At 37.1% G+C, this 15319-nt stretch carries 9 protein-coding genes and 3 pseudogenes; 11 read left to right on the top strand and 1 reads right to left on the bottom strand.

Translation table 11 applies throughout. The annotated features are described in order from the left end of the window. Positions 1 to 967: PTS fructose transporter subunit IIC (locus tag AC1DOS_RS11130; protein ID WP_477537552.1), on the top strand; the 967-nt coding region annotated here is incomplete at its 5' end. Positions 968 to 1586: 619 nt separating this feature from the next. Beyond that, positions 1587 to 2528: a bifunctional helix-turn-helix transcriptional regulator/GNAT family N-acetyltransferase gene (locus tag AC1DOS_RS11125; RefSeq protein WP_477537551.1), complete on the top strand. Its 942-nt coding sequence runs from the start codon at positions 1587 to 1589 to the stop codon at positions 2526 to 2528. Between the two features lie 60 nt (positions 2529 to 2588). On the opposite strand, the gene AC1DOS_RS11120 is transcribed toward AC1DOS_RS11125, so the two are convergent. After that, positions 2589 to 3398 carry a DUF2935 domain-containing protein gene (locus tag AC1DOS_RS11120; RefSeq protein WP_108585696.1) on the bottom strand — a complete coding sequence of 270 codons (810 nt, stop codon included), beginning with the start codon at positions 3396 to 3398 and terminating at the stop codon, positions 2589 to 2591. A gap of 167 nt (positions 3399 to 3565) precedes the next feature. On the opposite strand from AC1DOS_RS11120, the gene AC1DOS_RS11115 reads away from it, so the two are divergent. The 9 genes and pseudogenes from AC1DOS_RS11115 to AC1DOS_RS11075 form a co-directional block, all read left to right on the top strand. After that, entirely contained in the window at positions 3566 to 3874 is a 309-nt protein-coding gene (locus AC1DOS_RS11115; RefSeq protein WP_477537550.1) for a hypothetical protein, read from the top strand. 7 nt (positions 3875 to 3881) lie between these two features. Continuing rightward, the gene (locus AC1DOS_RS11110; protein WP_477537549.1) at positions 3882 to 4271 is read left to right on the top strand and encodes a hypothetical protein; all 390 of its coding nucleotides are present in this window, start codon (positions 3882 to 3884) and stop codon (positions 4269 to 4271) included. Positions 4272 to 4763: 492 nt separating this feature from the next. Beyond that, a complete protein-coding gene (locus tag AC1DOS_RS11105; protein WP_477537548.1) occupies positions 4764 to 5033 on the top strand; it encodes a hypothetical protein in 270 nt (89 codons plus the stop codon). A gap of 89 nt (positions 5034 to 5122) precedes the next feature. Continuing rightward, positions 5123 to 9244 carry a S8 family serine peptidase gene (locus AC1DOS_RS11100; protein WP_477537547.1) on the top strand — a complete coding sequence of 1374 codons (4122 nt, stop codon included), beginning with the start codon at positions 5123 to 5125 and terminating at the stop codon, positions 9242 to 9244. Positions 9245 to 9390: 146 nt separating this feature from the next. Next, positions 9391 to 9716: pseudogene (locus AC1DOS_RS11095) on the top strand (IS110 family transposase); the annotation flags it as partial. Between the two features lie 444 nt (positions 9717 to 10160). Next, positions 10161 to 13331 carry an ATP-binding cassette domain-containing protein gene (locus AC1DOS_RS11090; protein WP_477537546.1) on the top strand — a complete coding sequence of 1057 codons (3171 nt, stop codon included), beginning with the start codon at positions 10161 to 10163 and terminating at the stop codon, positions 13329 to 13331. Positions 13332 to 13611: 280 nt separating this feature from the next. Next, positions 13612 to 13971, top strand: a pseudogene (locus tag AC1DOS_RS11085) (transposase); the annotation flags it as partial. Between the two features lie 377 nt (positions 13972 to 14348). After that, positions 14349 to 14855 carry a DUF3916 domain-containing protein gene (locus AC1DOS_RS11080; RefSeq protein WP_477537545.1) on the top strand — a complete coding sequence of 169 codons (507 nt, stop codon included), beginning with the start codon at positions 14349 to 14351 and terminating at the stop codon, positions 14853 to 14855. Between the two features lie 59 nt (positions 14856 to 14914). Then, positions 14915 to 15319: pseudogene (locus AC1DOS_RS11075) on the top strand (type II toxin-antitoxin system HicB family antitoxin); the annotation flags it as partial.

The following is a 15319-nucleotide window of genomic DNA, read 5'->3' as shown; positions in this document are numbered from 1 at the left end:
CGCCATTTCATTCTTCTGGGGAATTAATTCAGGTAATCCGGATAGTCCAGAATACAATGTATTTGCAGCGATGCTAGGCACAATCGGTGGTGCTAAAGCATTCTTCCTTATGGTTCCAGTACTCGCCGGATTTATTGCCAGCAGTATAGCGGATCGTCCAGGTTTTGCACCAGGTATGATTGGTGGTTTAATCGCCATTACAGTAACAGGCGTAGAAGGAGCTAGTGGAGGATCTGGTTTTCTAGGCGGGATTATCGCTGGTTTCCTTGCAGGATATGTCACGTTGTTTGTTAAGAAAATGTTCTCGAAATTACCAGAAGCACTTGAAGGTTTGAAACCAGTATTATTTTTCCCGTTATTCAGTATTGCCATTACCGGGATTATCATGATGCTTGTGAATCCACAATTAACGAAAGTGTATACAGGCATATCTTCATTTTTAGAGGGACTAGGTGGAACAAACGCAGTACTCGTAGGATTAATATTAGGTGGAATGATGGCTATCGATATGGGTGGACCCATCAATAAAGCAGCTTACACATTCGGCATTGCGATGCTCGATGCACAAAACTTCACGTATATCGCGACAGTTATGGCAGCGGGGATGGTACCTCCACTTGGAATGGCATTAGCGACGACAATGTTCAAAAATCGTTTCACAAAGCCGGAAAGAGAAGCAGGGAAGACCGCTTATGTCCTAGGGGCATGCTTTATAACAGAAGGAGTTATTCCATTCGCTGCAGCTGATCCAGCACGTGTCATTCCTTCTGCAGTAACTGGGGCAGCTATAGCTGGTGGACTTGTTATGTTGTTCGATATCGGTCTTCGGGCCCCTCACGGCGGAGTTTTCGTGATGGGACTTGTTGATGGAGGCATCGGTAAAGTTATGCTATACGCTCTAGCAATAATTGCAGGTTCGATTGTCACAGCTTTAATGGCTGGATTGCTAAAAAAGAAAATCGCATAATATAGTAGAAAAGCCATCTCTGAAACTCTTAAATGAGTACGAGATGGCTTTTTTTACTTAGTTGAAAATGGTGATTAAATCTTATGTATAAATTTTGGTAAATATAGCACATATCAAGCTTATATACCATATTAACCATGTGCTGATTGGTTAAAAAAGGTATAATTAAGTAGTAATAGAATAGGTACTCAAGGGTGGTTGGCTCACTCCCGATCGAAAGGGGGTGGTGCCATGTCAGTATTTGAAGCATTGATGTTTGCAGTAACGTTCGCAGCATTGATTGTGTCAATTCTGTCTTTTAACCATAAAAAATAACCCATCCTTGAGTTAGCCGCTCAGATGGGTCATTCCTACCATTTAGTAGCCAATCCCCTTGATGGGAACCTGCTATTACGTCGATCGTTGGTGTTAGCGCACCAACGATCTTTTTTAGTTTACGCTTTAATAAGTATTATTATAACATATTGAAAAATACTTACAAATACATTGGCATCTCGATATGGGTACAGTAGAACGTTTTTGAATCTTTAAAAGCTCGCCTCACTTATAGTTGACTTAGTCAACTATATTGAATACACTGTTTATAGAAAAAATATTCAGAATATAAGAGGTGTCTAAAATGGAACAAATTCAACCTATAGAAAAAATCAGGAAATTTAATAGAAATTATGCAAATGTTTTAGGGAAAATCGATCAAGAAATTTATAATCAGCCTTTTCCTCTTACAGAAGCACGTGTTATTACTGAACTGCATTTAAATAATGGCACTACTGCGACGGAAATTAGAGAAAAATTAGGAATAGACCGTGGTTATATGAGCAGGATACTTCAAAAGTTTGAGAATGATAGTATTATTACTAAAAAACGGTCATCAAATGATCAACGTCAGTTTTCACTCCATTTAACAAAGAACGGTGAAGTAATCTATAACGGCTTAGTCGAAAAAGCTAATCATGGTGTAGAGAAAATGATTGAATCTATTTCTAAACCTGATTTGTCCCAACTGATAACATCCATGGAAATTATTGAATCTATTTTTTCTAAGGAATATTCTACTGTTCACTCAGAAGTCTCTATTCGCCCTTTTGAAGCCGGGGACGTTGGGTTTATTGCTCATCTCCATGGGGTTTTATACGATAAAACATATAAGTTTGGACCGATGTTCGAATATTACGTTATGAAAGGCTTAGCAGAGTTTATGATTAATAGAGAGGGAGGAGAGCTGTGGATTGCTGAGGTCAATGGAAAAATCGTTGGTTCAATTGCAATAACTAAATTAAATGATACGGTAGCTCAACTTAGATGGTTTGTTCTTGATGAAATGTACCAGGGTCTAGGTATAGGGAAGAAGCTAATGGAGAGCGCTATCAATTTCTGTCACAATCAAGGATTTGAACATGTGTTCTTATGGACCGTGAGTATTTTGGAAACGGCCCGCTATCTATACAAAAAATACAATTTCACATTGACTGAAGAAAAATCAAATGATGAATGGACTGGAACCGAATTAATAGAAGAAAGATGGGATTTAAATCTTTCTAAAGTTAAAACTTCTATTTAAATTGATTGCTTTTAATAAAAATAAAAGGAAAAAGGAGAGGTTTGTAGCCTCTCCTTTTATTTACATTGCCGTGGATTCTTTTTCGTTCGACGTTAGGCTTACTTCAAAAATATCAATGATTTCAATAAATCTTTCTGCTTCTCTAAATACATGATCAGCCAAGAGTGGGTGGATGTTACTTTTTATACGACATTCTTCGATTAAATCTCGTGCAGTCTTCTTAAAGTTTCTTAAGGAAACAACGGAGACTCTGTTTTGATCAAGGAATTGATCTAATAGTGCAGGCGTTTCCGACTCAGGTCTCATACTATCTAAATCAACAGCCTGGAACAAAAGTTGATCAAAATCGTGACTGAAATCTCGTGCTTGGTCAACTAATTTACGTTCGCTAGGATCTAAAAGATGTCCAATAAACTTAGCATGGTCAGCCATTATTTTTAAGAAAAAGACATTCTCTTTTATAATAGCTTCTGGTAAAGGTTGTAATTTTCCTTCGTTGAGTTCTTTTAATCGATTGGCAAAATAAGCAGCTTCCCTACTCGTATGATCGACCAGTAAAGCGTAATTATTTGAACGAATCTCGCAGCGTAGTATGAGTCCTAACACCTTTCTTTTATAAGCCCATATATTGGCCACTGCTTGGTAGACGTGAACGTTAAAAGCTTCAATTTGACGAGGGTCAGTGTGTACTGTATAGCCGTTTAATTGTTCCTCAATTCTTTCGAATACAACAATAAATGCTTTTGCTTCATCAATTAGTTTTTGCTCATTATAAGTAAATCCAAGACTTAGAAAAAGTGCATGCTCCTTCATTATTCTAGCCCAAAATCGAATTTCATCCAATGACCTAACAACAAACGCATTAGCCATTATTCTCCTCCTTTTTCCAGCACAGTTCATATTATGTGTAATCAAATTAGAAAATGTCTTTTAAAACCCAAAGTAAGTAAAAGGATTATCAGATACTTTTATTAGGAGGGAAATGGAATGGAAATTAGAGAAGCTCTATAAATGACATTCCTGAATTGGTTGGTTTAATGGAACGACTTGGTTATCCGACCTCTGTCGATAAAATGAAAAGTAGAATTAATGCTATTTCATCCAATGCAAGCTATCATACTTTAGTTGTCGATTATAATGGAAGAGTTGTTGGTATGGGAGGATTTTGTACTAATCTTTTTTATGAATATGATGGTTCTTATGTTCGGATTGTAGCCTTTGTGGTAACGGGGAGCACTTGGAGCAGGGATTCTGATTCTTTTATGGCAAGTTCAAACAGGGACCATACTTACTTATTTTGGATTGATTTCAGAAATGAATATACCGTACCTTTCAACAGGTGCTGAACGATTGTTGAATGATGGGAATCCGATCGCCGTCGCTTCGTCTTCCTATTTGGTATTAGGAGGATTAGCGTTCCTGTTTTCTTTTGGTTTTTTCATCTTTGCCAAGTATTTTTGGAAAAAGAGGGTGATAACCAAATCTGGCGAGGTTTTGAGACAAAAGGCTGAGCAAAGATACAAAGCGTTTCGCAAAAATCGAGTAACATTTTTAGCCAAAAAGCAGCAGAAATATAGAGAAACACCTTCAAAGGAAGTTTTTATCGGATACACCGATTTTAAAGAGCGTGTCGCGCTTGAATCTAGAGAGCTAAATTATCACATGCTTGCTACAGGTGGTAGAGGTACAGGGGAAAACCACCCTAATCGCCTCATTAATGGAATCCGCACTGCAGCAAGATAAACCGATATTGCTCCTGCTTTATTAGGGTGTCACTTTGACCGATAATTTGCGTATATTTTAAGTGTTATTTTGCATATCCAACTTTAAAAACCCAGCTACCTTCACATCAGAAGATTAGCTGGGTTTCTTAATTATTTACATCTAATTATTTATAGAACTATTCGGATAAAAATGTCCTGTCCCTTATTATGTCCCTCTTGGTATAGTACTTTTGTTTTATGCAGGTATAGAACCAATAACAGCAAAGTTACATCCTATGTTTAATTTTAAGAAAAGTAGAAATGTGTGATGATAAAGGTTAATTGAGTAATACTTCTGAATATTTAATAGATGTTGAATAAACTTTCAATTGATACCAGATTAGTTGAAAAATTTTTAATAAGCAGATAGACAGATCAGTGTATTAAATGCGAAGTTAAGTCATCAGCACGAAACCTTCACATTTTTACAAATATATTAATCTACTATTTAGTTAGGAAGGGGAGAGGTTTAATGAGGAAAAGGAGAAACAAAAAAATTATTAATGTAATGACCGCAGGCTTGGCTACTGCAGTACTTTTGGCAACAAGTACAGGTAATACTTTTGCGACCAACGTCGAAACTGCGGGCACCCAGGCGTCCCAGCCACAGCAGAACAACACGGTTGTCGATACGCACCCGGTCACCCTCGTCACGGGAGAGGTTGTAAATTTGGACCGTTACGCTAACGGCTTACAAGCGGCGACGGTCGCGCCGTCTCCGGATGGCAGCCAACGGATGTAACCACGTTGAGTGTGGGTGACGAAGTCTACGTCATCCCGGCTAAGGCGCAGCCGTACATCAATATTTTAATGGGGGAGAGGTAAAAGAGAATGAAAAAGAAGTTTATTAAAAAAGCGACAACTCTTGTATTGGGGATAGGTTTGCTTTCTAGCAGTCTATCAAACACAAATCTTATTCAAGTACATGCTGAGGGGACTCTTTTTCAAAGTGAATCTGTATCTAGTACAAAGGCTGAACAAATCTTGGCTTCGCTGACCAAAGAGCAGCGGGACGCAATGACTAAGCTTCAAGCCACGGAAAACTATGGGGTGCAAGGATTTGATGAAGAAGAATTAAAGAGTGATAATGAAATCTCTGTTATTGTCGAGTTTAAGTCCAAGCCTGAGAAAGTTGAGGTACTTGAAGCTGCTATTAAAGGAAAGAAACTGACACCAGAACAAGCGAAAAACAAGATTGACCATGAGCAAGCTACTTTTGAAGATGATTTAAAGAGAATTTTTCCATCCAATCTGGAAAAAAGCAGTGAAAAATCTTATAAAATAACGCGTTCCTTTAAGATAGCCTACAATGGGGTTTCTATGAAACTACCCGCGAACGAAGTAGAGTCGCTACTTCAATCAGATGCTGTAAAAGCTGTTTATAAAAGTGTTACATTTACTATCGATCCTCCAATCCAATCAGATTCTAGTGAAGAAGAAGAATCTACTAAAAGAATAGAGAGTATTCCTTTTCTAGGTGTAGACAAGTTACATAAAGAGGGTGTTACAGGAAAAGGAGTGAAGGTCGGAGTCATTGACACAGGTATCGATTATCACCATCCTGATTTAAAAGATGCTTTTAAGGGTGGATATGATTTTGTAGATAACGATCTTGATCCAATGGAAACCTCATACGACGATTGGAAAAAGTCTGGACTTCCAGAGACTAGTGAAGGTGGTTCACCATATTATACGAGTCATGGTACGCATGTTTCAGGTACGATTGCAGGGCGAGCAAAAAATACGAGCGGTGTAGCTGTAAAAGGAATTGCACCTGAAGCTGAAGTTTATGGATATCGTGTTTTAGGGCCATATGGAACGGGTGGACTGGAAGATATTCTAGCGGGTATAGAAAAAGCAGTTAGCGATGGCATGGATGTTATCAATCTATCATTAGGGATCAACATCAATGATCCGCAGTATCCTACAAGTACAGCTATCAATTATGCGGTTTTAAATGGTGTGACCGCGGTTGTTTCGGCTGGTAACTCTGGACCTTATTCGTATACTCTTGGCTCTCCGGGAGCGGCTGCTTTAGCATTGACGGTTGGAGCAAGCAGTGCACCGATTCCGGTAGCGCAATATACTGGAGTAGTATCTGGTTCTACGACAGAATTTCTTTTAAGCAATCTATACAGTGATTTAGTGACCGATTTGAGTGTTTTTAACAATCATCAATATGAGGTCATTGATTTAGGGGTCGGTTTGGAATCCGATTACGTTGGGAAGGATGTCGCTGGAAAGATCGTTTTCGTGAGTACCGGCGGTATTGGGACTCAAACTAAAACCGTTTATGCCAAGAATCACGGTGCAGCTGCCATCATCGCATATCACAATATCCCAAATAGCGGGACAAACCCTTTCGTAAGAGAGTATCAAAACTTCATTCCTGCTTTTTCCATTAGCTATGAGCAAGGATTGGAGTTAAAAGCACAATTAGCTACAGGCAATACGAAATTGACTTTTAAAAATTTTAAAGAAGAATATACAGAAGGTGATAAGCTTGCTTGGTTCAGCTCTCGCGGGCCATCACGCAAAAATTACGATATGAAGCCAGAAATCACCGCCCCAGGTGTGAATGTTTTATCAAGCATTCCAGCTTATTCGGTTTATCAAAATGATCCATCTAATTATCAATACGCTTATAACCGCATGTCTGGTACATCAATGGCCGCACCTCATGTAACAGGAATTTCTGCTTTATTACTACAGGCAAATCCTGATCTCGAGCCAAGTGATATTAAAACGATTTTGATGAATACAGCTAAACCATTAGCGGACAAATATAGTGTATTTGATGTAGGCGCAGGTCGTGTAGATCCATATCGTGCCGTCCATACAGGAATGGAGCTTCGAGTTCAAGATGAAACTCCAATTCGCTTCAATGAAGAAAACATTGCAATAAAAGACGAGACAGGCGGACTTAGTTTCGGTAATCATTATGCAAACGAAGAAACATTTATTAAAAAGACTGTAAATATTACAAATTTCGAAAAAAATATGAAAAAGTTTGATGTGGATGTCCAATTTCAAACAGATGTAAACGGATCACTCGATGCCAGTTCTAATAAGGTGAAATTAGATATTCCTAAGGTTATTCAAGTTCAATCTTTTAAAACAAAAAAAGTGCCTGTTACAATAACAGTTCCAGCGACTGCCAAGGCGGGCATTTATGAAGGATATCTTATCATTTCAAACCAAAACGACAAAACCGAACAATATCGGATTCCGTTTAGCGTTCGAACAACTGAAGAAGGAATTGAATCTACTTCCCTTTCTTCAAATGCTATTTCACCTTACCATTTACAAGTGAGCCCAATTAGTGCTTCTACTTGGTATGAAAGATTGAATTTCAGATTAAAATCTCCTATGAAATGGCTGGATTTAGTTTTGGTAGATGGAAAAACCGGAAATGATATTGGATTTATAGAGACGATTTATACAGATGGTTTATATGATAGTACGAATTATTATGTTGAAAGGATGTTTAATGGTAAATACTATGCGTTTACTGGAAATCCAGAAAAGCCAATCTCCGCTCAACAGAGTTATGTAAAACCTGGATATTACCAGATTAAAGTTATTGGTACAAGTGAACGTGATCATATTTTTACGATGAATAATGATATATATGTTGACCCTAACAGCCCAACGATGACAACAACTTTAGATGGAAATGAATCACCTGTCTATGAATATCAGCCGGGACAAAAAACAGTTCCTCTTCAAATTAAAGTTACAGATGAAGAAGTGGAAAAGATGGTGGCATCCGGAATGAATGTCGATCAGTCTATCAACTCTCTCAAGTATTCTATTAATGGAAGCTCTAAGCCTGTCCTTCCTGTCGGGATAGACGGGATGGTGAATTTTGACTTTCCGATAAATGAAACCAACCCATTTAATCGCTTTACATTAAATGGACAAGATGGCGCGAAAAATCCGACTCCAAAGAAAAATTACTACTTTGTTAAAGCGGGTACACCGTACGGATATATGAAGACTGACAAAACAAACGTAAAAATGGGAGAAACGGTATCTGCTACCCTCATTTTAAATAACGTAGATAAGTTAAAAACCGCAGAGTGGACTCTTACTAACATCGGCCAAAGCTTTGAGATTGTAGATGTAAAGGCGAATGATGCACTTGCGAATTACGGTGCATCCGAGGTGAATGTTGAAACGACAGGCAACACTTCAAAAGTGAAGCTGACTATGGATGGAACAAAAACGGTGAGCGGAAATATTCCTGCAATCAATCTAACATTGAAAGTGAAGGATACAGCATTTGCAGTAAGTGCAGCCGTAAATCCGACCGTTGCTTATACGAATGATCTGGGTAATCGTATGTCCGTCTCTTCTGCGGGAATGGAATGGCAACTACAGTCAACCTTCTCGGATGTAACTGGCACATTAAGAGGATCTGCCGTGCCATTAAAAGATTGGACAAAACTTGGTGCATCTATTCGATTAATCGATGCGAACGGCACTGTGTTTGATGGCACATCGACAATTGGTAAAACTGGAGATTACCGCATTTCCAAACTTCCAATTACTGACAAACTATTCACTTGGGAAATGAAATTGCCAGGACATTTTATGATGAAACGACAAATTCAAATTGGGGTCAAGAAGAATGGAATCATTTTGGGACAGTTTCTTCAATACTATAGTGGTATGGGAGCAGTCTTTCATGAGTATGCTGTTGCTGGCGATGTGAATCAAGATAATGTGATTGATATCCAGGATGCACTAGCCATCCAACAGGCTTGGAATACAAATAACAGAGCTGCGGATATTAACTTTGACGGAATTGTGGATGCAAATGATATGTATTGGGTTGAAAGAAACTATCTAAAACAAAACCAAGAAGCTGACAATCCACCGGTACCTATCCAACAAGTTGACGGAAAAACACTGCAAGATATTTTAAAAGAATTGCAAATCTCAGCCTAGCATTTAAATTCTCTAATAAGTCAAATGTGTGTGTCTCATGCTGGTTTAAGTAAGACACCATTACCTTTATATAACGAAAAAGACGCTATTCTTTCTAAAATAATTGGAAAGAATAGCGTTTTATATTTTACGCACATTACAAAAAAGAAACTGCCAAGCGTGTTCATTACACGTGCTTTGTCGATGAACGAGGGCGCGTGATTGAAAAAGCCTTTGCGGTACATCAATTAAAAGAAAGCTTTGAACGTTTGTATGAAAAGATCCGTCAAACGATGAAGGAAGCTAAGAAAACAGATGTTATCGTCGGAATTGAGCCGACGGGCCACTACTGGATGAACTTGGCTTATTTCTTATCACTATGGCATTCCACTCGGCATGGTGAATCCAATGCACGTCAAACGTTCGAAGGAACTGGACGATAATTTATCGACAAAGAAGCAAGAAAGGCGCCCTTCTTATTTCTCACCTTATTGGATAACAGAAATTAAAAATAAACGAGCAATTATCTGGAATATAATTGCAGCCAGTATTCTTTAAACGATCTTCTACAATCGGGCGCTTTTCCGGAACATGGAAAGCGTCATTTTTAATGGAATATAGGATTGAGTTAAATAAAAAGTTTTGTAATAATTGTAATTTAGCAAGCGTGGCAGGATGGTTGTAGAAGCTTTTATAATATAACTGAGAGTTTAAGTAAATACTTTGTGGGGTTTCGTTGAAAAAAGGACCAGTAATTGCTGGATTTGAGCCATGAAATTGTTTCTTCAAAACGGTATAAGTGAATATATAACAAGAAATTTAGAAATCTTCGTCTACAATTAGTATGAGTTTGTCGATTCGAAAAAAACACAACAAATTCATTTGAAGTTTTACTAACATGGCAATACTAAATTTTGAGAATGGAGAGGATATCACTGTGAAAATAAATCAATTAATTGCGAACAATATTAACAAATTAGATGCAGTACTACCAGTAGATAAATCGTTAGGAATTGCTGGTCTTTCTGGATCTGGTAAAACAACTTTTTGTCAAACAATTGGTGAAGAATCCAAGAAGCGTCTCGTTTCCTTATTGCCAAAGGCTGAATATCAGTATTTATTTTCCAATATTATGGAAACCAATTTCAGTGCCATCAAGATGGAAGAAATGCCTTTAGTACTTTTTCTCGGAAAATCATCCATTTCTTCCAATCCACGTTCGACAATTGGCACACATACTGGCGTTTTTAAAGAGATTCGTGTTACTCTTGCTGAAAAATTTAACCTTTCTCCAGAAGTTTTTTCATTTAATAATGCATTAGGCTGGTGTCCTGAGTGTAAAGGGCTCGGTACTACCAAAAATGTCGAATGTAAAAAGTGTGAGGACAGGCGCTATAATCCAGAAGTTGAGCAATATAAGATAGAATTATTGGATCAACCACATAGTATTTCCGATATCAACAACTTAAACATTGAATCGATTCTGTCCCTTAGAGAAGAATTACATATTGGTGAAGCGAAACAACATATTCTTAAAAATATTATCAATATGAATATTGGTTACTTAACATTAAATCGCATTATGGGTACATTGTCAGGTGGAGAATTAACACGACTTTACTTGGCAGAATTCATGGCAACAAGTGAAAATACCGTTATTATTATTGATGAAATCTCCGTGGGTCTCGATCACCAAACACTATTGAAAATTTTAGAAGAGATTAAACAATTGGGGTATAAGAATCAAATTTGGATCATTGACCATTCTGACACGGTGCTTAACACAGCGGAAGAGCAATTGTTCTTTGGACCTGGTAGTGGTAAATACGGTGGGAAAATTGTTGAAGAATCCCCACGTCCAAAACCAATCACTTGGGAACGAAATCAGGCAATACCAACAGAATACTATCAATTTCATGATCTTTACCGTCGTAATATTCAAATGGCTGAAATTCAGATTCCCAAAAATAGAATTGTCACTTTTACGGGGGAGTCTGGATGTGGTAAATCTACACTTGTCAATGAGTGTATGGCCAAAGATTTTCTGAAGCGATATGCAAAAGATAAACTAGTAATGGTTGGTCAAGATCGAAACCAATCGATTACTAGTCGGTCAACAGTTGCGACGTTTCTTGATATTAAAAAGAAACTCACAAAATATAAAGAAGATATTGATGATATTTTTCAGCGCTCGATTGAAGATATTATTGATGAACTGCCAAAGGAAGACATCGTTCATAAACGCTTAAGCTTATTGATCAAACTTGGACTTGGATATTTGACGTTGGAAAGAAAAACACAGTCTTTATCGACTGGTGAATTTCAATGTGTCCATTTAGTTTCTGAACTGTTTGCCAACTCAAGAAACCCACATACGCTTTTTATTTTTGACGAGCCTTCAAAAGGTTTATCACAAAATATTTTAAATCAATTCATTGATAGTGTCAGGGTCATTCTGCAGGATGAATCTGTCTCAATGATAATGATTGAACATAATTCTTATATGCTAGAAAACTCTGATTTTATCGTTGATTTTGGTAAAAGACAGCTTGCACCTGTTCAACACCTTGATGTTGTCAGTCATGATGATTATTACCGTCAACAAAACAGTACGGATAGAGTTGCTCCATTGCAAATTTCTTCAACTATCAATCAACAAAATGGAATTAACTATTTAAAAGAAAATCAGATTGCTTATTTTAAAAATGCAGAAAACGTCTATAAGGGCGGCATCTTAAAAAGCTTATCATCAATGGCTCGTTTGATTTATGGTGAATATGAATCTGAAACAATTGCACCCGTCATCGCCATTGATCTGGAACGTCACTTGTATAGTCAATATAGTTTTCTCTATGAAATGGGTGGATTGATCAACCATATTATTGCGGCGCATCCAACCAATAAAGATACGAGTAGCTTCGATTTCTATTATCAAGACAATCATTGTCCAAGCTGCTCGGGCCGCCGGGTGATTGAAAAATTTGATTTTGATGTTGTTATTCAGGACAAGACCGCACCATTCTGGGATGGCCTATTGCATCCAGACGTGATGGAGGTTTTAAAATACTATCAATATCCAAAATTGCAATTCATCTTTGATGAGATTAAGAATGAGCTCGGTCAGGATATAAGCAAAAATTATAACGAGATGACAGAAGCAGAAAAGCATACCTTTTTATATGGGTATTGGGAAAAGTCATTCTATGATAAAGCAGGCAAGGCATCGAGGACTTGGGAAGGCTTTAATCTCATCATTGGGCGCTATATGTTTATATCGAAATCGATTATTAAAGAGCGTATAAAAGAATCCAAAGAAATGATTACCTGTCCAATCTGTCAAGGAACCGTGCTAAATCATCATAAAAAGCTAAAATTTGGCGACACGGATATTCGTGAGGTTATTCAACAGCCTCTTGATCAAGTGATGAAAACTGTTGGGAATTTACAGGTACTAGAAAAAATGAAAGCTATTGTCGGCGGCAATATGGCTTTGACGGAAGATGTCTCTCTGTTGCCTAGGGAAACACAAGTCTCTCTGAAAATGCTTGAACTAGAGCTGGCAAGCTTTGCCCGCTATGAAATCGTTTTACAAAATGCCCTGCCATTCTGGGACAGTATTAGCGGCAATATCGAAGCGATCAGCATTAATAATCGGATTACCATCTGTGATTTTGCCAATATCACAGAAACGAGAGAAACCATCATTGATAAGTATTTCACCAATGGAAAATACAAAAAACTGACGTATGTCTATGAAGCGTTAGGTTACAAAAAAATTGTCACCCTAATTAATAAGATTAAAGCAAGTCACCCATGCCCATTCTGTAAAGGAAAAAAAGTAATATCGGAAGATGGGCTCCATGATGGCGTTTATAAATTATCGGTACCATGTGTTAGTTGTTATACAAGTGGCATCAATGATGAAGGGCGTAAGGAAATCGTCGAGGGCATAGACGTGCAAACATGGCTAACTGGTAAAGTAAGTGATGTTGTTACTGAAAGCTTAAATCTTGAGCCTGTTGCAGATCTTCTAATTTTCAAGCGTATTCGTGAGTTGAATAAACAAGAAATGATGGTGATTTACCAATTCCTTGAGCAAAATAATTAAACTAGAATTATTAATACAAGCGATATTTTAATACAGAGTTAGATGTCAGTCAGCTGAAGAATACTCATTTGCAATCGGAATAGATTGTCTAAAGAAAGAGCTCAATTATCTTTATTTAAACCTGAAAATTATGACCTATATTTTTCGGAAAATATAATAACAAAAATGTCTGCAAATAGAGGGCACTGCAAAACGAATACAGAAATTAGGGGAAAGCGCTAGATTCGCTTTTCCCTTTTTCGTTATAATAAATAAAAAGCTCTGAAAGTGTGTGTTAATCATGTTAAATCAATCAAAACAAACTACTTTATCTTTCCACACAGAACTTTACGACATCATTGTTCCAAAAAATCATCAGCTACGTCAAATCCACGAAATCATAGATTTTAGTTTTGTCCATGACATTGTCAAAAGTTCATATTGCGAATTCTATGGTCGCCCTGCGAATGAACCTGAGTTATTATTCCGCCTGCTTTTTCTTCAGACATTATCCAATCTTTCTGATGAACGAATCATTAAAGAAGCACAGGTGAATATGGCTTACAAGTGGTTTTTAGGATTGAATCCGGAGGATTCCTTACCAGACTCATCTCAATTAAGCCGTTTCCGAAAGTACATGGCAGCTCAAGGTATCGATAAAAATAAAGTATCCAAAAAGTATTCACAAAAAAATTATGAACAAGGTAGATGGTCAATTGATTATGAATTTGATGAACTAAATCGAATGATAGAATCCTCTTATTGATTCGTTATAGAGGTATTCCAATTGAAATTATTAAAAAGGACGTGAAATATCCAGCGCTTGACAAAGATGGTGGTTGGACTGCATTTGATGAAAACGGAAATATCTTTTTAAAATAATTAGTGTTTTCAAAAATGAATTTTAAAAATACCTAATCTTGTTCAACTAACGGGTGCTTTAGTTGAAGAAGAAGTAAAGGAATTTTTCTTATTGAACTAACGAGGGAGGTTAGTTCAATAAGAATATAACAAATCGATGTTAGATTGGAGACATATATGCGTAATAAGAAGGTAAGAGGACTACGACGAAAAACAAAGGATATGATAACGCGAATTGAGGAAGAAACAAATGAGTTTCCTTCCGATTTTTATAACGGATACTGGCATCTTCATTTACCAGTAGCTCAAAGTTTTATTGATTCTGAGAAGACTCCTTTTGGAATTAAACGATTATGTGTTCAAACTCTTCTAAAGGCTGCAAAACATTTGATTGGAATTAAACCATATACTAATGAAAAGTACCGAGTGGTTGTTTCAATTGATACTTCCAAACTGTTTAATGCTCAAGTCATTGTATTTCATGGAGATACTCACTTTGAAGGTTTTTTTGATAGAAATAATGAATTTCAAAAGTGGATTCCTTTAACTGAAGAAAGAGACTTTGAAAGAGAATGGAAGTTGAACATCCCCCCAATTATAATCGTAAAAGGGATTAGAGAAGAAATTGCTGATGAGGATGGAGAATATAAGAGAGACATTTGGTTTGTTGGAGAATTGGAGTAGGTTGAAAAATTATTGTTCTTTAACTAACGGGGCAGTTTAGTTGAAGAAGAAGATGAACATTGAATTTGAATATTTATGGAATTGGAGATATTGCAGGTATGGAAAACTCAAAAAAACTTGTCTATCCATCATTTATTAAACAACACGAAGAAGGGGATTTTGGTGTTTATTTTCCTACTCTATTTCCTGAAGATGGATGGGAATATCCATTAGCAGGGGGAGCAACCAGAAGTGAAGCGATAAAAAGCGCCCAAAAGGAACTTGCCTTTTCTTTAGCTGGAATTTTGTACGATAATGAAGACCTTCCTAGATCTATCCCCATTCAAAGCGAGCACCTATCAGAAGGCATGGAAATAAATGATATAGAAATCACCATTAGTCTATATTCTGAAGAAATAAAGGAACATTTAAAAAGGCGCCATTGGCATATTAGCTATTACCTTGAAGACAATGAAGATGAGGTT

This window comes from Paenisporosarcina sp. P5_A11, assembly GCF_056400705.1.
The sequence above is the reverse complement of the archived record's forward strand: the minus strand, read 5'-3'. Positions and strand labels throughout refer to the sequence as shown.

Coding starts and splice junctions, on each gene's coding strand:
- AC1DOS_RS11125 (WP_477537551.1), top strand. CDS start 1,587: ATGGAACAAATTCAACCTATAGAAAAAATCAGGAAATTTAATAGAAAT.
- AC1DOS_RS11120 (WP_108585696.1), bottom strand. CDS start 3,398: ATGGCTAATGCGTTTGTTGTTAGGTCATTGGATGAAATTCGATTTTGG.
- AC1DOS_RS11105 (WP_477537548.1), top strand. CDS start 4,764: ATGAGGAAAAGGAGAAACAAAAAAATTATTAATGTAATGACCGCAGGC.
- AC1DOS_RS11100 (WP_477537547.1), top strand. CDS start 5,123: ATGAAAAAGAAGTTTATTAAAAAAGCGACAACTCTTGTATTGGGGATA.
- AC1DOS_RS11115 (WP_477537550.1), top strand. CDS start 3,566: ATGGAACGACTTGGTTATCCGACCTCTGTCGATAAAATGAAAAGTAGA.
- AC1DOS_RS11080 (WP_477537545.1), top strand. CDS start 14,349: ATGCGTAATAAGAAGGTAAGAGGACTACGACGAAAAACAAAGGATATG.